At 38.6% G+C, this 21,807-nt stretch carries 11 protein-coding genes; all 11 read right to left on the reverse strand.

The window, feature by feature from the left end:
- Positions 1-20 precede the first annotated feature (20 nt).
- Complete coding sequence (locus RTX21_RS15910) at positions 21-2,003, reverse strand: alpha-L-arabinofuranosidase C-terminal domain-containing protein (protein WP_312769164.1); 1,983 nt, start codon at positions 2,001-2,003, stop codon at positions 21-23.
- 216 nt (positions 2,004-2,219) lie between these two features.
- Positions 2,220-4,943: a T9SS type A sorting domain-containing protein gene (locus RTX21_RS15915; RefSeq protein ID WP_312769166.1), complete on the reverse strand. Its 2,724-nt coding sequence runs from the start codon at positions 4,941-4,943 to the stop codon at positions 2,220-2,222.
- 777 nt (positions 4,944-5,720) lie between these two features.
- The gene (locus tag RTX21_RS15920; RefSeq protein WP_312769167.1) at positions 5,721-8,348 is read right to left on the reverse strand and encodes a glycoside hydrolase family 3 C-terminal domain-containing protein; all 2,628 of its coding nucleotides are present in this window, start codon (positions 8,346-8,348) and stop codon (positions 5,721-5,723) included.
- Between the two features lie 245 nt (positions 8,349-8,593).
- On the reverse strand, positions 8,594-9,568 hold the full coding sequence (locus tag RTX21_RS15925; protein ID WP_312769169.1) for an aldo/keto reductase: 975 nt from the start codon (positions 9,566-9,568) through the stop codon (positions 8,594-8,596).
- 80 nt (positions 9,569-9,648) lie between these two features.
- Positions 9,649-10,218: a Crp/Fnr family transcriptional regulator gene (locus RTX21_RS15930; protein ID WP_312769170.1), complete on the reverse strand. Its 570-nt coding sequence runs from the start codon at positions 10,216-10,218 to the stop codon at positions 9,649-9,651.
- 108 nt (positions 10,219-10,326) lie between these two features.
- Entirely contained in the window at positions 10,327-12,849 is a 2,523-nt protein-coding gene (locus RTX21_RS15935; RefSeq protein ID WP_312769172.1) for a glycosyl hydrolase 115 family protein, read from the reverse strand.
- Positions 12,850-13,002: 153 nt separating this feature from the next.
- Positions 13,003-14,946, reverse strand: a complete 1,944-nt coding sequence (locus RTX21_RS15940) for a glycoside hydrolase family 97 catalytic domain-containing protein (RefSeq protein WP_312769174.1) — start codon at positions 14,944-14,946, stop codon at positions 13,003-13,005.
- Between the two features lie 2 nt (positions 14,947-14,948).
- The gene (locus RTX21_RS15945) at positions 14,949-16,325 is read right to left on the reverse strand and encodes a glycoside hydrolase family 43 protein (protein WP_312769175.1); all 1,377 of its coding nucleotides are present in this window, start codon (positions 16,323-16,325) and stop codon (positions 14,949-14,951) included.
- A 6-nt stretch (positions 16,326-16,331) separates the two neighbouring features.
- The gene (locus RTX21_RS15950; RefSeq protein WP_312769177.1) at positions 16,332-17,735 is read right to left on the reverse strand and encodes a glycoside hydrolase family 43 protein; all 1,404 of its coding nucleotides are present in this window, start codon (positions 17,733-17,735) and stop codon (positions 16,332-16,334) included.
- A 41-nt stretch (positions 17,736-17,776) separates the two neighbouring features.
- Positions 17,777-19,735 (reverse strand): glycoside hydrolase family 97 protein, encoded by a 1,959-nt coding sequence (locus RTX21_RS15955; protein ID WP_312769179.1) that lies wholly within the window; start codon positions 19,733-19,735, stop codon positions 17,777-17,779.
- Positions 19,736-19,769: 34 nt separating this feature from the next.
- The gene (locus tag RTX21_RS15960; RefSeq protein ID WP_312769181.1) at positions 19,770-21,794 is read right to left on the reverse strand and encodes an NPCBM/NEW2 domain-containing protein; all 2,025 of its coding nucleotides are present in this window, start codon (positions 21,792-21,794) and stop codon (positions 19,770-19,772) included.
- Positions 21,795-21,807: the final 13 nt, after the last annotated feature.

Consider the following 21,807-nt stretch of genomic DNA (forward strand, 5'->3'; position numbering starts at 1 on the left):
TTATTGATGGTACTTCAGCGTTATTTAATCTTTAAAACAACTAAAGAATTTGCCGGAATATCCACCGAAATTTTTCCTTTTTTTAATACCTGCGTTTCTTCAACAGGTTTAATATTTTCGGTCTGGAAATTATTTTCATCGGAAAGACCTGAAGAAGTCAGGACGATTTTGGTCATCTGACTGCCCGATTTAATATTTTTAGGATTGATTTCAACCAAAGTTTCTTTTGTGTTTGAATTGACTATTTTGATGATAGTTTCACCACTTTTACTATCTTTGACTGCCGATGCATAAAGATTATTCTGACCTGTTAAGGATTTTCCGTTTTCAGAGATTTTAATTAAATCGGTCCCTTTGTTGTTCGAAAATAATTTCTGAACGTAATAATTCGGAGTTGCGTAGGATTTCAGATTATTGAACCAAATCAAATCCGGCGTCCACTGCCAACCGTCTGCGTGTGCCAAAAGCGGCGCGTACGAAGTCATCGTCACGACATCTGCGTTGCGTTCCAATCCCGTCATAAAAGCAGCTTCGGAAAGTGCGGTCTGCCAGTTATTTTTGTTATCCGGTTTCACTACGCCGACTGACTGCGCAGCGTATTCTCCGGCGAAAACTTTTGGTCCTCTTCTGTCGTATTTATCGTATCGGTCTGCATTTTTTAAAAACCAACCCGGTGAATTGTAGTAATGCTCATCCACGATTTGTGCATTCAGTTTTTTAAGTTCTTTCCAGCCGTAATCGAAAAATTCTCCGTCCGGCGACGGTCCGCTTCCTGATATGATTTGGATGTTTGGATATTTATCGTGAATCGCTTTTTCAAAAACTTTGTATCTTTCAATATAATCTTCGCCCCACTGCTCGTTTCCAACGCCGATGTATTTCATATTAAACTGTTTCGGATGTCCCATTTCTGTACGGATTTTCCCCCATTTTGAGTTGGAATCTCCGTTGGCAAATTCAATCAAATCCAAAGCATCCTGAACGTAAGGATTTAAATCTTCCATCTTCACCAATTCTGCGGTATTGAACTGACAGGCCATTCCACAGCTTAAAATCGGAAGTGGTTCTGCGCCTAAATCTTCCGCCAACTGGAAATATTCAAAAAAACCAAGTCCGAAAGACTGCCAATAATCGGGTGTAAGACGGTGCGCAAACCCGTTGTTCCATTTATTAATAAGATTTTCTCTGTCTTCTACTTTTCCGACCGTTTTTTTCCATTGATAACGTTCTGCCAAAGTTCGTCCTTCAACAATACATCCGCCTGGAAAACGCAAAAATCCGGGTTTCAAATCGTATAATTTCTGAACCAAATCTTTCCGCAGTCCACCCTTTCTGCTTTTCCAGGTGTCTTGTGGGAACAGAGAAATCATATCCATATTTACCACACCTTTTCCGGTGAAAGTGAGCTGTAATTTTGCTTTTTCAACCGTCGATTTTGGAGCGAAAACCAAACTGTATTTTTGCCAGCCACTACCTTTTATGATTGTTGAAACCTCCGAAATTACTTTTTCTTTTTCATCTACAAGACTTGCCCTAACCGCAGAAATATTGCCTGAAATATTTTCTAAATTAAAACTGAAATCATATTTTTCACCCTGATGAATCCCGATTCCTCTGAAACCTTCATTTTCGAGCAAATAGTTTTTATCATTCCAAACCGTGATTCTTGCGTAGTTTTTATTGGTTTTAGACTTGTCGGTTATAATCGTCAGAAAACCGGAATCCAGATTCGGAGACAGTGTTTTTGTGTTGGGCTGTTTCCAACCTGTCAAAGGTTCATCAAATTCGAAACTTCGGTTTTTGATGAGTTCAGCGTACAATCCGCCGTCTGCGGCAAAGTTGATGTCTTCGAAGAAAATCCCGTACATCGTTGGCTGGATTTTGATGTTGGTGGAAGTTCCGTCTAAATCGAGGAACTGCTTTTTTACATTTCCATTTTGTCCTGAAAAGAAGGCTACGCTTAAAGAAAATGCGGTAGCGAATATTTTGGATTTTGTTTTCATTCTTGATTTTATTGATTATTTTATCCAAAAAATTGAATAATTATATTTATCACGGAGCAATAACAAATATATGATTCTATTTTAATTAAATGTAAAATAAACACTTATTTTTTCAGATAACATACTAAGCATAAACTTCCCAACTATAATAGTGGATACAAAAGCCATCACAGAAATTCTGTGATGGCTTTGAATGAAAAAATGTTAATGAAGAAATTACTGTTTGATAAATTTGTTAGTTTCTGTCTTTTGGGTATTTCCAGAAATAATATAATATACTCCAGCTGCAAGTTTGGAAACATCGATTCTATTCTTACCTGATGTTAGTTTTCCTGTAAAGATCAAACTTCCTTTTGCATCTATAATCTTATATTCGGAATCCGAATTTTCGATTGTAACAAAGAGTTCGTCTTTTGCAGGATTCGGATAAATCTGTATTTTATATTTAGCTATATCTCCAATGGCAAGGGTTCCAAATTCTAATGGTAAAAGTAAAGCTGAATAAGAATTTTCTTCTGTAATATAGGCGCTGAACGCAGTTACAGTCTCACTTCCGCTCGTAATTTTGTGAAATCCGGGAGTTCCATTCACAGTTTTCAGGACATAACCTCCTGAATAAGCTTTGATTGTGCTGTAATCTGCATTGAACTGATTATAAACAATTGCTTTCGGTGTAGAAACAGTACCAGATCCAGTGAATACAAAAGTACCATTTCCATTAACCAATACTGGAATATTGGCCGGAATTTTACCATTTTCTATTGCAGTACATACTACCTTAGATGATGAAGGCAACATATTATAAGCTTGTACTCCATTTGGTACATTAGCTTCAAACGGAAGTATGATCACGCCATATCCATTTAATGTTTTTGTGTATGATGCGGCAGTTGCACTGAAAGTAGAAGGTACATTAAAATCACCGCCTTGGTCAGATAATTCCAATGACGCAGCAACTGTTCCTGAAACAACATTTGTATTGGCTGCTTTGGAAGAACCTATGCGGAATCCTGCACCACTGTTAACATAAAATATACTATTGGAATTGGCCATTTTGCTTTTCCAATCTGCCGAAGTACTGATGCCTGTTGTACTGGTAAAATCCAGCGATGTGTAATAGGCATTTTCGTAAACATCCATCAGATTACTATCGCCATCTGAGTAAACGCCTGCAAACTTCATCGCTTTTTCATTTGAAATTGCGAAATAAACATCTCCGAAATTGAATGTCAGAATAGAGCTGAAATTACCATTTCTAAGTCCAATGATTCCTTTGCAGCCTGTAGTAAGAACTGCTCTGGAAATATCAAATGTCAAATCAAAATTAGAAGAACCTGACGACGGCAAGTTGACAGTTCCATAATTATAAGATTTCACAACGCCTGCGTTATCAACATAATATAAGGTTGTGTTGGATGAAGTTGCCAGATTGCTGGTCGTATAACTATTGACATGGAAAACCAATTTGTTGTATCGGTCATCTAAACTGATGTATCCATTGGAATCTGTCATATTGGAACTGATCAATGGTGTGGAGTTGTATAACGTAGCTGTTTTACCACTTAATTGATAAGTTGTTCCGAACGCAGGATTGGTAACTGATTGGGTTTCAATTTTAGAATAATTAATATCCTGACCCGTCATATTGGAAACTTCTCTGATATTACTTTTATCAAAAACAAAAGTGATAACGCTTGATGGATTGACCTGAATGGTCGGACGGAAGGTTTCTGTAAAATTCTGATTAGAAGAAACCATATTAGAGGTCTCGTTGGTCAGAATCTTCTGCGCAGACGTCGTATAGAAAGGCAAATCTACTTTCAGAGTATAAGTATTGGCAGATGAATTTAAAACCATCAGCGTCACTTTATCTCCGGAATCATTGATGTATGCTGAACCCTGCATCGAGCCCTGATCGCTCCAGATGGCATCCAGTCTTTTAGAGCCAGTCGTATATTTTGCAAAGTGAGAAAGTATATAGCCACGCTTGGTAATTTCGCCAGCTACAGTTCCGTACAGACCATCGCCCATCATCCCATAATATCTTTTCGTAGCATAATGGATCCAGGCATTTCCTCCTCCTACCAAAACATCGTTAACACTTTTCGCAAAGTCAAACGCATCGGTATTCCAAGAAAAATTTCTTGTACCGCCATTAGAGTTCCAGTTAATCAGAAACTCTGTCATCCAGATTTCTTTGTTCGTATTCAGGAAACCTTTATATGCGGAACCTATACCGCCATATTGATGTCCTGCATAGATCTCAAATTTTGGCAATACATCTGCAGCAAGAAGTGCATTGGCATAATTGTTCGACATTCCCACAGTTTCCGGAGCGATGATCTTACAGCTAATAACATCTGAGTAATTTTTCAGAAAATTCGTCATTTGAGCAGTTGTCCATGTACATCCAGCATAATCTACGACATAATCCGGTTCGTTCTGCAGAGATATACCTTCCAACTCTACCCCATTATTCCTTAGATAGACAACAAAGTCATTCAGATAATTTGCAAAATCCCCATAATGTTCAGGTTTCAGAAAACCTTCCACCCCATTGTAAGTTCCTGCATCATTGCCATTGGTTTTCCAAATAGCCGGCGGCGACCAAGGACTGGCAAAGATTTTCAGACCTAAAGACTGGGCCAATTGAGATGTTTCCAATACTGTAGACCAGTTTTCCTGAGTGGTAGGAATATAAATCCTCATGATGTTGTATCCCGCTTCACTACCTGCTCCCCACATTTTCTGGATCTCAGCAGGAGTCATATGGTTGTAGGCAAACTGAGGACTACACACAAATCCTCCAAATCCGGTAATTTTTTGTCTTGGTGTTGCATCAATACGGACTTTCGGAGTTTGAGCAATCAACTGAAAGGTGGATAAAACAATGGCAAAAAATGCAATTCTTTTAATTAGTTTAGTGATAAATTTGTTCATAACATAAGTTTATTTTTAATGATTTTTGAATTTTTAAAAGAGTTATCAGTAACTTTTCTTCTTTATAAATACATAATACGATAGCTGATGCAATTTGAACAAATGCACATTTTTAACTAAGTTTTAAAAAGCTATTGAAGAGTTACCGTAGAAATCAAATCTTTAAATCTGACTAAAAAAACAAAATAGTAGATTTTCCAATTTTAAAGTCGGAATTGTTTAAGGAGGTAAATTTTCTAATTTCATATTAATTAACAATTAGATATTATTATAATCTAATATAATAAAAATATTCAAAGATTTACCATTTATTATAAATATAAATCAAATAAATAACCATTTTTAAAAATAATGCATAATATAAAAACTCAGCTATTTTATGAATAGCTTATCATTTAGTTAACAATTAGTTAATATGAAAATATACTATTAATGAAATTTCACAGGTCTGAAGATTATTTTTGATAATTAAAAAATAATGATGGTATATGATAAGGATTATGCTATTTTATTTGTAAAAAAAATCTAAAAAAATACATTTTTATAAAAAATATATCTTTTTTGTCACAAATTCCAATTAGTTTATTACCAAAAAAGAACATAACCTGACCTAATTTTTATATACTGAAAAAATATTTGAATTTTTGTATCCGTTTTTTTTGTCAAATTCAGTTAAAATTCATTCGTAGAACTAAATGAAATTCAAATCGAAGTATAATAGAAAACCCTTCCATTTTAACATAGAAGGGCAATTGATAATAGATTAATCCAGATCTTTTATTTCACATTCATCTGAAGACTCTTCAATCCGGATTCGTCAGATGTTCCGCCGTAGAAAATCGTGTAGTCTCCTGGTCTTGGAGCTAAATCATCCACTTTTTCATCATAAAATTTAAATGAATCCTGAGAAATAGTAAGCTGAACATCTTTTGTTTCACCTGCCTTTATGAACACTCTTTCGAAAGCTCTCAAAGTCTTTACAGGCGCAGAAGCATCGTTGTTTCTTTTCACATAAACCTCAACAACTTCTTCGCCATCTCGTTTTGAAGTATTTTTAACAGGTATGGTAATCGTCAGATTTTCAGTTGTATTAATTGTGTTTTTACTCAATTTAGCATCACCAAAATTAAAATTCGAATAGCTTAAACCGTGACCAAAAGCGTACAACGGTTTTTCTGTCATATAACGATAAGTTCTTCCGACCATATCGTAGTTTTCGAAACCTTGGTGTTTGCTGGTTTTTGACAAATTATTGTCGAGCTGTTCCAGATTTTTATAAAATGTAATCGGCAATTTTCCTGACGGATTATAATCGCCAGCCAAAACATTTGCGACAGCCGTTCCGCCGGATTGTCCGCCATACCAAGCGTTTAGTAAGGCGTCATAATTTTTTTCGTCCTGTTCCAAACCAAGCGAACTTCCCGTGCAAAGCACAAAAACGACTGGCTTTCCGGTTTTCCTTAATTCTGCCAACAATTCACGTTGAACTTTCGGCAACTCGATGGATGTTTTGTCGCCACCTTTGAAACTTTCGGCGCTCACTAACATTTCTTCACCCTCAAGACTCGGCGAAAGTCCGCCAGCGAAAATAATAACGTCTGCATTTTTCACTTTTTCCTTTACGGAAGCGAAATTCACAGGGTCTTTTCGGTACACATCGAAAGTGATGCTCACATATTTTCCTTTTTGGGTGTGGCGTAATTCGATGTTATACTCTTTTCCTTTTTCCATTTTTACAGGAAATTCGGAAGGATGTCTTGCGTCGGGACCTTTTCTTGTGGCGATTTCTTTTCCGTCAACAAAAAGTGTGTAAACATCGGAAGTTGAAGGTGAAAGAATCACATCGCCGGTGTAAGTACTTTTAAAAACGCCTGAAATAATCGCCGACGTATTTTCTCTCCCAACATTCGGGGCAAGCTGAGTTCCGCCAAAACTGTTGTAGTTGATTCCTGTTTTATTGACCGAAATATCGGCAGATTTTCCTTTGAATTCGTTATTATTGAAAAACTCGACCTTCATTCCTCTTTCGCCATTTCTCTGGCTTAGGAAATTTTGATACAATGACGTTCTGGTAGATGGGTCGGCCACTTCTGTTCCTTTTTCATAAATGATTTCGGCGTTTGGAAATTTAGCTTTAATTCCATCTAAAATAGTGACGATTGAAGAAGGTGTTCCGTTGTAATTTCCCAACTGCATCAGTCCGTCATCCGCATTTGGCCCCACAACTGCAATTTTTTTGATATTTTTATTTAATGGCAAAACATTCTTTTCGTTTTTCATCAGCACAATTGATTTTCGCGCCATCGTCAAAGCCTGTTTTTTATGTTCGTCAGAATCCACCACAGAATACGGAATTGAGTTCCAGTGAACGGAAGATTTCGGGTCAAGCATTCCCAATTCAAACCAACCTTTCAGGATTCTTCTTATTGAAATATCCAAATCTTTTTCTGTGATTAAGCCGCTTGCGAGAGATTTGTTTAAGTTATTATAAGTATCGCCACACTCCAAATCTGTTGAATGTTTCAAAGCATCTGCAGCCGTACTTTTTTCGTCGGGGTGCGTTCCGTGATATTGTTTCTGGTAAAAATCTGCCAAAGCCCAACAGTCGGAAACGACCATTCCATCGTAGTTCCATTTTCCACGGAGAATTTCTGTCAGCAAAGTATTGTTCGCACAGCAAGGCTGTCCGTCAAACGCATTGTAAGCGCACATCACTTCCCTTACATTTCCTTCCAAAACCAAGGCTTTGAAAGCCGGAAGATAGGTTTCGTATAAATCTCGTTTTGAAACTTCGGCATTGTAAGAATGTCGGTTCCACTCCGGACCGCTGTGAACGGCAAAATGTTTGGCGCAAGCGTGCGTCTTGAAATATTTCGGGTCATTTCCCTGCAAACCTTTTACGGCTGCAACGCCTAAAACTGAAGTTAAAAACGGGTCTTCACCGTAAGTTTCCTGACCTCTTCCCCATCTCGGGTCACGGAAAATATTGATATTGGGTGTCCAAAACGTTAAACCTTCGTAACGTCCGGTTTTGTTGGATTCATCGAAAGATTTATTGTATTTTGCTCTGGCTTCATCAGAAATCATTTCAAAAGTTTTGAGATGTTCCGGAACATCCCAGGTTGCCGCCATCCCGATTGCCTGTGGAAAAACTGTAGCTATTCCTGCTCTTGCCACACCGTGAAGCGCCTCGTTCCACCAGCCGTAAGCCGGAATTTCCAGACGTGGAACTGCCTTGGACTGGTCCATCATCATTCCTATTTTTTCTTCAACCGTTAATAATCCGATAAGATTTTCAATTCTCTGCTCGACCGGAAGTTTTGGATTTTGGAATGGATATTTGAAAGTTTGCGCCGATGAGAAAGCACAAATTAAGATGGATAAGGAGAACAGAACTTTTTTCATTATAATTTATTTAAAAATCATTGAAATATCAAATCGATTCAAATAATTGAAATTCGATATTCGGTTGATAACAAATATAAGATTCTATTTTTAATAAATGTATAATTAACACTTATTTTATTTAAATTAATGTAATTCTGTGATATAAACCATTTAATAAAAAACCATCAGTAATCCGATGGTTTAAAAATGAATTGGTTGAGATTATTAATCAGTTGAAAAACAAATTAATATAGTTGTATAACTTATTTCCTTTCTGCCGTATCCCGAATCTGCACAGGATATCTTTCGCCAACAATTTTAATAGTTGCTAAAGCTGAATTTATTCTGTTTAATTCCTCAATTCCTAACGAAACATTTGTCGCACCAATATTTTCCTGTAGGCGATGTAATTTTGATGTTCCCGGAATTGGAACGATGAAAGGTTTTTGAGCCAGCAACCAACTTAATGCAATTTGTGCAGGCGTTGCATTTTTATCTTTCGCAATGGAAACCACCAAATCTACCAAAGCCTGGTTTGCCTCACGATTTTCTTTGCTGAAACGCGGCAACATATTTCTGGTATCATCTTTAGCCAATTCCACATCAGCATTGATTGTTCCTGTCAAAAAGCCCTTACCTAAAGGACTGAAAGGAACAAAACCAATTCCCAACTCTTCCAAAACAGGAATAATTTCGTTTTCAGGGTCACGATAAAACATCGAATATTCGCTTTGTAAAGCCGTTATTGGTAAAACTGAATTTGCTTTGCGAATGGTTTCTATATTGGCTTCCGAAAGTCCAAAATGTTTCACTTTACCTTGTTGTATCAAATCTTTTACAGTTCCTGCAACGTCTTCAATCGGTACGTTAGGGTCGGGTCTGTGCTGGTAAAACAAATCGATAACGTCTGTTCTCAATCTTTTCAAAGAAGCTTCGGCAACGGCTTTTATGTTTTCAGGGCGACTGTCTAAACCTTGCCTAACATCACCGTTTTTCATACCGAATTTGGTCGCAATCACAACTTCTTTACGAAATGATTCCAATGCTTCGCCAACTAAAAGCTCATTTTCGCCATAACCTTGTGCCGTGTCGAAAAAAGTGATTCCATTTTCAACTGCCGAACGAATCAGCCTGATGCTTTCATTTTTTGCCGGTGCATTTGGAAAACTTAATCCCATACAGCCAAAACCCAATTCAGAAACTTCTAATCCGCTTTTTCCTAATTTTCTTGTATTCATTATTTATTGATTTAAAATTTAACAAAGCAAAGTTGGTTCAATAAAAAATGAAAGGATTTGTCATTTGGCAAAAAGTGATTTTAACGGATATTTTTTCTTATTCTGCTCAAGGAAGACTGCGTAATTCCAAGATAAGAAGCGATGTACGATAAAGGAACACGATTGACCAAAGTTGGAAATTTCTGAATAAAATCAAGATAGCGTTCCGTTCCGTCCTGCGAAACCAATTCGCTTCTCCGAATAATTTTTTCACTATGATATTTAGCAATTATTTTCTGAATAATATTGTCCCAATTTATTATGGTTTGTGAAATTTCTTTCCAGTCTTGCTTTGAAAAAATAATCAATTTGCAGTCTGTTATGGCGGACAAATATTCAGAAGGAACATATATTTCATCAATTGTATTTCCGGATAAAATCAAATGGTTTTCGTCAATGAAATATCTTGTAATTTCTTCGCTTTTATTGTTATAATAGAAAACCCGAATAACGCCATCTGTCAGGAAACCAATCTGTTTCACAGTTTTTCCGGCTTCCCAATAAAAATCATCTTTGTAAAGTTCGATTTCTTTGGCTTTGCTTGTGATGAAGTCTAGCTGTTGCCTGTTCAGGTTATCAAATTGCAGTATATAATCTATGAATTTTTCCATTTTATAAAATTACAGATACTTGGCTGACTGTCATTTGCCATTTGACAAAATGTTGTGAAATTAAGCTTACAATAAAAAACCACCAGAAATCTGATGGTTTTGCGATTATTAGTTTGAATACTCACTTTCCGGAGCTCCAAGATAACTAGGCTTCAATCCGCCGGTGTTGATGAGAATTTTCTCCAAAACAATTCCCGGTTCCAAAACTCTGAAACGTAACGTATGTTTTCCAGATTGTAAAATTTGATGTTTGGTCATTGATTTGATGATATGTTCGGATTGCCATCTTCCCAGTTCACCTTTATAATGACCATTGAAATTGACGATTTGAGGCGATTGTCCGTCGAAAGAAATTTCGTAGTGTAAACCTTTGTTATGATTATAATTTAAAGTTGGCGCTAACAATAACTGGACTTCAAACTCACCTTTTGATTCAAAATTAATATTGTATTCCAAATAGACATTTTCATCAGCTTTCGGGTACGCATTTTGCGGGAAAGTCGTCACGCCGGATTTGGTTTTCCCAAAATCAGGAATCACTTCCCAATGGATTCGGTCTGAATTATTCATTCTTGCGAAATTCTCTGCTTCGATGGAAACGTAACCGTTCCTTTCCTGAAAAACTTTGTCTTTTGAAGCATTATCATCATAAATATAAGTCACTTCGGGCATAATATTCTGTTTTCCGTCTGCCCAGGTTTTGTACCCGATTTTCATCTGGTCCATCATATGTTGCCACTTTCCGCCGGCAATCACATTATTGTACTGATTGTCTAAATAGGCATTTCTGTCAAAATATTCTTTCACTTTATCCGCATAGTAATTGGCTTTCAAATCATATTTGGCAGCCAATTCCCTGTTTTTGGCAACTGCGTAATACATTTCGTACAAATTACTGCAAGCATCAATCGGATATAAAACCAGCTGATAATACGCATCCTGATATTCTGCCGGAATCTGTTCTTTCAAACGTAAAGCTTCCAATGCCAATGCTCTGTAATCGTTTAAAGCGGTTTCAAATTCATTATAATTTTCAAGGCTGAAAGTTTTGCTGTCCAGCGTTTCCGGCGTTACACGGCGGTTGTATTTGGTATAAAGATTAATCATTCTGGCGATTTCTTTGGCGTGTTTTTCACCAAATTGTTCAGCTGACCATTTTTCGGTGTACTGCAAAAGGTTTTTTGAATTGAATTGTTTGGGATTCCACGCCATTTCCAGGAAAAAACTGATTGGGAATTCCATCGGTTTCAAATCTCCGACGTTCACGACCCAAAGTTTATCCACTTTATGCTCGTAAGAAAGATTCATCTGCTCCCAAACTCTCTGAATAGGGTTGATATTAATCCACTTCGAATTTCTTGGTCCACCTACATAATCAAAATGGTAATACATTCCGTAACCGCCTTTGTGCAAAGGTTTTGAAAGGTCCGGAAGTTTTCGCACGTTGCCCCAGTTGTCATCACAAAACAGTAAAATCACATCATCCGGAACGCGCATTCCTTTGTCATAATAATCCTGAACTTCTTTGTACAAAGCCCAGACTTGTGGCGTTTTGTCGGCTTTTTTTCCGGTCACATCAGCAATGATTTTCCGCTGGTCAGTCACCACTTTTTCAAGGAGTGAAATATTGGTTCCCTCACCCATCGCTTCGTCGCCATCGCCACGCATTCCGACAGTTACGAGTTTTTCCCAGTTTTTACTTCTTTCCAATCCTGATCTCCAGAATTCTTTCAACACTTTCTCATTTTTAGAATAATCCCAGACATTCGGCAGATTATTTTTCTTGATGTATCGATGCCAATCGGTCTGCGCCAAAGCCATCGGTTCGTGGTGCGAAGTTCCCATCACAATTCCCATTTCGTTGGCCAAAGGTCCGCTCAAAGCATCGTCGTCATAAAACGCTTTTCCCCACATCGCAGGCCAGATGTAATTGCCTTTCATTCTTAAAATCAGTTCAAAAACTTTCTCATAAAATTTAGAATTGATTCCACCAAAAGTTGCTCTTGCCCAACCTCCCAATGAAGGTTCTTCGTCATTCAGGAAAATCCCGCGATATTCTACAGCCGGTTCTCCATCGGTATAAATTCCTTTTTTAAAGTATAAATTTTCCTTTGCCGAAACCGGAACATCTGCCCAGTAATACCAAGGCGAAACGCCGATTTGCAGAGACATTTCGTAAATGCCGTAAATCGTTCCGCGCTTGTCGCTTCCTGCAATGACAATCGCTTCGGAAACGCCTGGAAACGGATTACTAACGTTCTGAATGATGTATTTTTCGTTTTTTCCGATTAAAGATTTTCCGTCGATTTTTTTCTGTTTAATTAAATCATCAACAATGGATTTTGTTCCGACGGTTCCGATGATTATTAAAGGTGAATCCATCCCTGGAATCTGATTTGAAATCGTTGGATGAGTGCCCGTTACTTTCTGAAAATCGGATTGCAGATTGTTGACCGCTCTCAAAATTCCATTATCAATTCCTGCATTAGTAAAAATGGAAAGACCGACAGATTGTTCTTTTAGAACTATATTTTCTGATTTTTTTTCTGTGCTGATGAACGGTTCTGTCGCGTTAATCTGCAGACAACATCCGAAAAATGCGACGAGAAAAAATATTTTTATTCGATTCATAATCTTTTATTTTTATTTATAATCAAATCTTGCTTATTTATGTAATTGAACCCTTTTCAGGGTTCGGATTTTATTTATATTTCGTTTTCCATAGGTTGCACCTACGGCTATTAATATTGAATCCTACGGATTCGATGCAGTCAAATAATTATTTTAATTCTTCAAAACAAAACCTCCGTTCGGCTGAATTTCTACCGTGAAATCTCCTTTTGCATTAACCTTCACTTCTTTTTCTGATGAATTTCCCTGAGCATCATCATTGATGAATTTAACCGTTTTTCCCGCAAACATTGGAAGGTTGATTTTAAGTTTTTTAACTGTTTTTTCTGCATTGATTCCAGCCACATACCATTGATTCTGATGTCTTCTCGCAATCACAGAATATTTCCCTGGATAACCGTCGATAAATACTGTTTCGTCCCAAAGCGTCGGAATTTCTTTCATAAAATCGAGTTGGAATTTTGGAACATCTGTCAGATTATTCGGCATCACAGCAAACATCTGAACGGGATTCTGAAACAGAACAGCTGTAGCCAACTGGAAACCGTCTGTAGTGTGTCTTCTATTCTTTTCTTTATTAGATTTCGTCAGGTATTTATTAAGGAAAGTTCCGCCAAATTCCATACTTCCGACCGTGTTTCTGATGAAAGGATGCAAGGTCGCAAAAAATGCTTCCTGCTTGCGAACATCCTCAGAAAAATATAGCATTTCTGAAGCTAAAACGGCCTCACTTCCTGCATAATTCGGGTACATCACTTCCCAACCTCTCGGCAAAGTAGCTCCGTGGAAAATGATGGTCAAACCAAAATCATTGGCATCCGACAGAATATCTTCGTACAGACGCATCGTTTCCTGCTTGTCGCCACCGAAGAAATCGACTTTCAGACCTTTTACACCGACTTCCTTCAGCCATTTCATTTCTTTTTTACGCTCAATGGCTGAACTCATTTTGTTTCTCGGTCCCATCGGCGCATCGTTGGCAGAACCGTTGGAATTGTACCATAATAAAACATTGACATTCTTAGATTTTGCGTATTGAATGAGGTCTTTCATTTTATCTTTTCCGATGTTTTTGTCCCAAAGTGCATCCATCAGAATGTATTCATAACCAAGTTTTGATGCTAAATCTATAAAAAGACTTTGGTCTTCGTAATTCATACTGTTGTCCTGCCAAAGAATCCAGCTCCAAGTCGATTTTCCGAAAGTGTATTTTTGTGAAGGCTCATACATTGGCTCAACCACATCAAAAGGAATCGTGGTTTCAACAATTGGTTTCAGAGAATCACCAATGGTGATGGTTCTCCAAGGCGTTTTTCCAGGAAGTGAAATGGATGCTCCTGCACTTCCAAAACCATTATTTTCTGCCATATTTGGATAAGCGACCTTGTACAGATTTTTATCTGAAGTTGTATCCAAATGGGAAGCGCAGTACAAACTGTTCACGCCTGTTTCAGACAATAAAATCCAGCCGTCATTCCCAACGTGAAATAAACCTGGAAAAACATAACCATAATCGGCTTTTGTTCCTAATTCCACATCGGCTTTGTATCCGCTTTCGTAGCTTGGTGCAGTTCGTGCAAAGCCAGTCATAGGCTTCATCATTGGCGAAAGGAAAGTTGTGGTTTGAGACGGGAATCTGTAACCTGTAATTTCTGATTGAACCACTGCGCTCAGACGTTCTTTCATCGGCGCAATGTCGTATCTGAAAGCCACATTATTGTTGCTAACCTGAAACTCAATTCCAATATTAAACTGATCTGAATTGGTAAAATTTACCGTTAAAGAATTAGCATTATAATCAACCTCCGATTTTTTCATTTTTTCGTTAGAATATTTTTTGGAAACCTTGTCTTTTTTGCTGTTAACGAATTTCAGGTTTTTAGAAAAATCAGATTCATTGGTGATTAAACCTAACGGAGATTTGTCCAGCATTGGTTTTCCCTGAAAAGTTACAGAGTATAACGCATTTCCATTTTCAGAAAAAACATTGAGCTTCAGTTTTCCATCGGGACTTGAAACTTCTGTAACCTGCGCCGAAAAAGTATTGAGCAAAAGAACACTCAGGATGAATGATAGTTTTAAAATAAATTTAGTCATAATTAATTATTTTCAAGAAATGTCCAAGAATCGAAAAACATAATGTCTTTTTCTGCTTTTCCGTTAAACACAAAATAGAGGTCGTGAACGCCGGTAATTTTTTCCTTTAATTCAGATTTCACATTTTCCCATCGGTCGTCTCCTCCGGTCAGCGGAACCTTTACCGTTGCAATCGTTTTTCCGTTGAGACTGTTCAATCGAACATCCATCGTCACTTCACTGTTATGCGTCGTTCCCACTCTCGCAGAAAAATTAACCGGACCATTTTTTCCAAAATCAACACTTTTGACGCTCGTGTAAGCGCCATTTTTCTTGGCTTTGATGAAAACGCCGGCTTCTTTATTCTGATAAGATTTCACATTTTCCGACCACGCAATCATTTCTGCCTGATTGAAAGCGTACGGATTGACGGTTGCAATGGCTTTGGTAATATTATTGGTCATTTTGAAAGGCGAAATAGAACCATCTTTGTTGAATTCCATTTCCTGAACACTGACTGAACGGGTAAATCCACTTCCGCCCGGCAACGCACCGTTGTGGTAGAAAAAATAGGTTTTTCCTTTAAAATCAATCACGCCGGGATGATTGGTAAACGATTTTCCTTCGGTTGGCATCACGATTCCGCCATATTTCCACGGACCTTGCGGACTTTTGCTGGTGGAATATCCTATGAATTCGGGTAGCGGACCGCCAGGCCAGAACAGGTAATACAGGTTTTTTCTTTTGTACAGCCAGGGTCCTTCCTCGTATTTTGTCGGTCTTTCCGGGTTTTCTTTTCCGTCTCTTTTTCCGAAAGATTCTGCAGTCATCGGAACTTCAACAATATCGCCGGCATAGGAAATCATATCCTGATTCAGCTTAACCATTTTAAGTTTAGGATTTCCCCAATACATATAGGCTTGTCCGTCATCATCCACAAAAATCGTAGGGTCGATATCGCCCCATTCGCTCTGAACCAATGGTTTACCAAGCGGATCGTGGAAAGGTCCGAACGGACTGTCGCCCACGGCAACGCCAATCGCACCTTTGTTGTTGGTTTTGCTAATCATCGGAACGTGCATAAAAAATTTCCCGTTCCTTTCGATGCACTGCGCCGCCCACGCATCACGCTTTGCCCATTCGAAATCTTTATAGGAAAGAATCGTTCCGTGGTCTGTCCAGTTCACCATATCGTTGGTGGAATAAACTTTCCAGTCGTTCATCGTAAACCAGGTAGAATCGTCTTCATCGTGCGTGGTGTAAACGTATAGCCTGTCGTTGTAAACCATCGGCGCCGGGTCTGCGGTGTAATTGGTCTGAATAATGGGATTCTGAGAAAATAATATTCCTGAATAACCTATTAGACAAATATTTATGATTGATTGTATTGTTTTTTTCATTGTGATTTACTTTTTATTAAAACTCCAGTGGTCGAAGTTGAAAAGTTTTCTTCCGGCTGTGATATTTTTTCCTTTAAATACAAAATAAACATCGTGAACACCGGAAACAGATTCTGTTATTTTTGAGGTTAAAGTTTTAAACTCTTCCCAACCTCCAGTTCGTGGAACTTCTATTTCAGCAATTTTATTTCCGTCTAATTTATCGAGTCTGACTTCTAAAATTCCGCCATCGATGCCTGCTCCTACAGACGCTGAAAACTCAGACGCACCTTTTCCAAAATCCACTGCGCGAACTTTAATATAACCTCCGACTCTGATATCGGAAACATAAACTCCCGTCTTTTTGTCTTCGGAAGTGCTGCATTTCTCCGACCACGCTATTGTTTCTGCCTCGTTTCTTTGGTAAGGATTTAAAGTTCCCACAGGGTTGACGCCTCCTTTGGTCATTATGATTTTTGGAATACTTCCGTCAGCATTATATTTAAACTCTTCAATTGAAGTTGAACGACCGTAACTTCCGCCATTTGGTAATAATGCGGTGTGGTAAAAAAGATAGGATTTTCCTTTATAATCGACAATTCCGCCGTGATTGGTAAAACTGTTGGTCGGCTGGTCGGTCATTATTTTTCCCTGATATTTCCATGGTCCGATTGGCGAAGAACTTGTTGAGTACGAAAGACATTCGGTGCGGTTGGTCATCCCGGCGTACATCATATAATATTGACTTTTACGCTTGTACAGCCAAGGTCCTTCCACATAAACATCATCAAATTTTTCCTGTTTCTGCAAAACTTCCTCGCTTTTTCCGGGATGTCTCAAACCACCAAAAGCCTCCACCGATTGCGGAATTTCCGTGATTTTACCGTTATAAGTCGTCATATTTTTGTTGAGTTTCACATAAAATAGTTTGCTGTTTCCCCAATAAAGATAGGCCTGTCCATCATCATCAATAAAAACCGTCGGGTCGATATTATCCCAGGTTCCCGTCGTCACCAAAGGTTTTCCCAAAGCATCTTTGAAAGGACCGGTCGGACTATCAGAAACCGCCACACCGATGGCCATATTATTATCAACAGTCTGAGCGCATATGTACCAGTAAAATTTACCATCCCGATGAATACATTGCGCCGCCCAAGCCCGGTCTCTCGCCCAGCTGAAAGTTTCAAGCGAAATCGGGGAACCGTGGTCTGTCCAGTTCACCATATCTTCGGTAGAATAAACCCGCCATTTGGTCATAGTATAAAAATCAAATCCCGGCTGGTCATCTCCCGTGTACGTGTAGAGTTTATTTTTGTAAACCACCGGCGCAGGGTCTGGCGTAAAATGGGTCTGGATAACCGGATTCTGAGCGGAAATCCCTGAACTCAAACCGCAAAAAAGAAGACCAATTATTATTTTTATATTTTTCATTTCTTAGTTTTTAAATTTATATTGATTTGATTTTCATTCATTTACAATAGAGAAATTACCGCGACAAAACCGCCACGTCTCAATAATTTCACGTCGACAAAATCCGTACTTTCTACGACAGAATCATCGGTTACAAGCTGTTTATCGTGTTTTCCGTCTTTAATTAATCTCAGTCTGTATTTTTTATTTGTATCTAGAAAATCAAATTTAATTTTGAGCATTTTCTCAGTATTCTCACCATTGATTCCACCGATGTACCAGTTCTTATTTTTGTTCCTTGCCATTACCGCTTCTTTACCGGGAAAGCCTTGTAATAAAAGAGTTTTGTCCCAACTCGTCGGAACTTCTGTTAAAAATTTCTTGGGTTCATAGGGCAATTCATAATAACCTTCGGGTCTGTCTGCAAAATGCTGAAGGGCAGATTCAAACAAAACGCTTAACGCAAGCTCGTGACCGTAAGACGTCAAATGCGGAAACTGTGAATTGGTGAACGTTACCGGCGTATAATCCATCGAACCGACCACGTTTCTAGTGAAAGGCAAAATGGTATTGTGAACAGGTGCAGTTGTTGTAAATTCTGGGCCGTTGTTGTACCATTCGGCACCGCGAACTGCTTCGTAGGTCATCAGATTTGGGTATGTTCTCGACCAGCCTCGCGGAACCAGACAGCCGTGAAAATAAACCATCATTTCAAACTTCGAAGCATCTTTCAGAATATCAATATAATATTTAATCATCTCCTGCTTTTCACTTTCAAAAAAATCTACTTTTACGCCTCCAACGCCGAGTTTTTTAAGTTTAGAAAATTCTGCCACACGGTTTTCGTGAGTCAGCATCCGGTCTTTCGGTGTGGAAGAAACCCACGTATGGTCGCCACCCGAATTGTACCACATCAAAGGTTTGATGCCTTTGGAATGGATGTATTTCAGAGCATCTTCAAGATTTCCGCCATTTTCCATTGAGTCCCATTCCCAGTCGAGCAACGTGTATGGCCAATCCATTTTAACCGCCAAATCTGCAAATTCACAAACGGTTTTGAAATCTTTGGTTCCGTGATTACTCGACCAATAATTCCATGAAACTGCGCCCGGTTTTATCCAATCTGTGTTTTTAATAACTGAAGGCGGTGCGACATCATCCACCAATGTGGAAGCTACAATATCATTAAGATTTCCAATGATGATTACTCTCCAAGGTGATTTCCAGGGAAACGTAATTTTGGGTAGAGATTCTCCTTTTCCGCGACCATCTTTCGGGTCGGGGAAGGTGATTTTGTATTTATTTTTATCCTCTTTATTGCTCAGTTTAGACCCGCAGTAACTGCCATCAACAGCCGATTCGTGAAGCAAAAACCAGCAATTATTATCTTTTGTTTGAAACAAGGCAGGATAACACCATTCTTCCTGCTGTATTTTTTCGCCAATCATTGAAGCGTAAAGTCTTTCGTTGGCAGGATTCCATTTTTCTGTCCAGCGAGTAGTTTTATGATTGATAGAATAAGAAGTCAATTCATCCTGCACCGTAAAATTTCCCTTTCCTGACAACGAATACCTGAAAGCAATCCCGTCATTATAAACACGGATAATCACATCCAGTTTTTTCTTTTCTTTGTTTTCGAATGTAAAAACAACTTCATTTCCCGTATTATGTCTTTGGGAAGATTTTCCGTGAGGCATTGTATAATTTTCTTTTATTAATAGCGGTTTTGAAGCTTTTAATAATTTCATTTCATCAAAAGAAACGCCTTCGGAAAGAATCAATCCCAAATCGATTGCCGAAATGGCTTCTGTAATTTTACCTTCGTTAAAATAATGTACCTTCAGAGACCATTTTCCATTATCAACATTATTTCCGTTAAAAACACTGACTGAAATCTTACCATTAGGTGATTTAACCATTAAATTCCCGGCTGAAACGGTCGTAAAAGAATACAGCAAAACCACCATCAAAATTGCTTTTGAGAATATATTTATGCTGATATGATTTTTAATGGTATTCATTTTTATTTTTTGATTTTCCTGAATGACTCTCGTTTTATTTGCCTGGACTTAACTTATAATAAGCCACACCGTGCGCCGGAATATCCAGTGATAATGCCTGATTCGTTGTATTGATTTTTGCAATATCCTTCTGTCTCCAGATATCTCTTACGGTTTGACGACCGGAAATCCCAAGCTGCTTGAAATCTTTGTAAGACATATTCACTTTTTCTCTTCCGAAATTGGCAAACGCCACCGCTTTTCCACCGTCTTCCAGTTTTTTCACATAAATTTTAAGTTCGCCAATCGTCTGCAGACAAACGCCCTGTTTTCCCAAAACGTCTTGGTTTACAGCGATTACCTCATCATTCGTCAAAAGATTTAAGGTAAAATCATCCAGTTTTTCAAGGTCGCAGCCAATCAGTAACGGAGCAGAAAAAATGCTCCAAAGACTGATATGTAAATATTGTTCATCGGGTTTCAATCGACTCTGATGTGGATTTCCCCAACCTACGATGCCTACCACTAGCATATCCGGGTCGTTCCAGTTTCCGGGCTTCGCAAATGTGGATGCTTTGTCCTGCGCCAAAGCAATATTTTTGACGCTCGCCCAGGTATCGGTAATGTCATTGGTCGTTCGCCACGATTGCGCATCGGCATCATTTCCCCATTTCCAGACGTCGCCCATCCCGTACTGACAAAGGTTGTAAACAATATCTCTCGGTTGCTGTTTCAAAAGATTTCCCATTAATTTAAAAGGTTTTACGCCTTTATCCAAATCTCCACCGCCTTGAAAATTAAGTGAAGCAACTTTGTTTGAGTCGTTATCGGGCAAACCGTCAATCACGCCACCGTAGCTACACCAGTCGTATTTCAGATAATCAATTCCCCATTTGGCGTAGCTTTCCGCATCCTGTTTTTCGTAGCCGTAGCTTCCGGCGCATCCACCGCAAGTCCAAGGTCCGGGAGAAGAATAGATTCCTGCTTTCAAGCCTTTTGAATGGAAATAATCGGTTAATTCCTTCATATCCGGAAATTTGGAATTCGTTAAAATATAGCCGTTTTCATCACGCATTTTCCCTTGGAATGATAGGTCTTTTCCATCTCTGTTAAATTGCCACGAATCATCGATATTAATATAATTCCAGCCGTGATTTACCAATCCTGTTTTAACCAAAGCATCGGCGGTACGTTTTACTTTGTCGGCAGAAACTTCGTGCCCGAAACAGTTCCAACTGTTCCAACCCATCGTTGGCGTGAGTGCGATTCTGTCATCAATTTCTATGTTTAATTTTTTTGAAGCGGAGCCTTTTGTATTTTTAGCATTTAAAACAACTTCGTAAGTTCCTTTCGTATCAATTTTTCCCGTAATAATTCCGGTTTCCGAATCGATTTTTAAACCTGTCGGAAGATTTTTAGCTGAGAAAGTCATCGGTCTGTCGCCTGTCGCGGGAATTCTGAAAAGAAAAGGCGAACCGGGACGAGCACCGTAAACGCCAGCCGAATTGAGTTTTGGCGTCGGAGCTGGTTTTGGCGTTAAAATATAAGGTTCGGAAGCGATTGGATTGAAGGTTTCCAAAGTCGTAAGTCCGTTAGTTTCAAATTTTGCATCGGCCCAATCGGCGTGGTCGTAATAAGGTCCGTTTCCGCCATCAGTAACGACTAATTCCAATTGTTTTATGCCTTCCAGCGAAACGGAAACAGGTTTTACTTTGTCGCCTAGTTTCATTATTCCGCTTGACCAGATTTTTTTGTTGTCGCCGTAAATTTCAAATTCGGCTGCGGGATTTTGACCTTTTATTTCATCATCCATTCCGACCTTTGCGGAAAAGCTTTTTGCTTTACCGTTTAATTTAATCAATAAAGAACTTTCTGCGTGTGTGCCGAAGCCTCTTTTGAAAACTTCGCCAGCGATGGTCAAAGGTTTGCCGTCCACCGAAGTATTGATCCCCGGTTTCCCGTGACCTTGTGTGGCTACGCTCAGGTCTAATTTATCCAGCCAAACCGTGGATTGAGCCTGATAAATATGCGACGATAATGCGAATGACAGGGCGAGTAAAAGTAATTTATGCTTCAACATTTTCTTCTTTAAA

Origin of the sequence: Epilithonimonas sp. (assembly GCF_032054305.1) — a bacterium.
Taxonomy (GTDB): Bacteria; Bacteroidota; Bacteroidia; order Flavobacteriales; family Weeksellaceae; genus Epilithonimonas.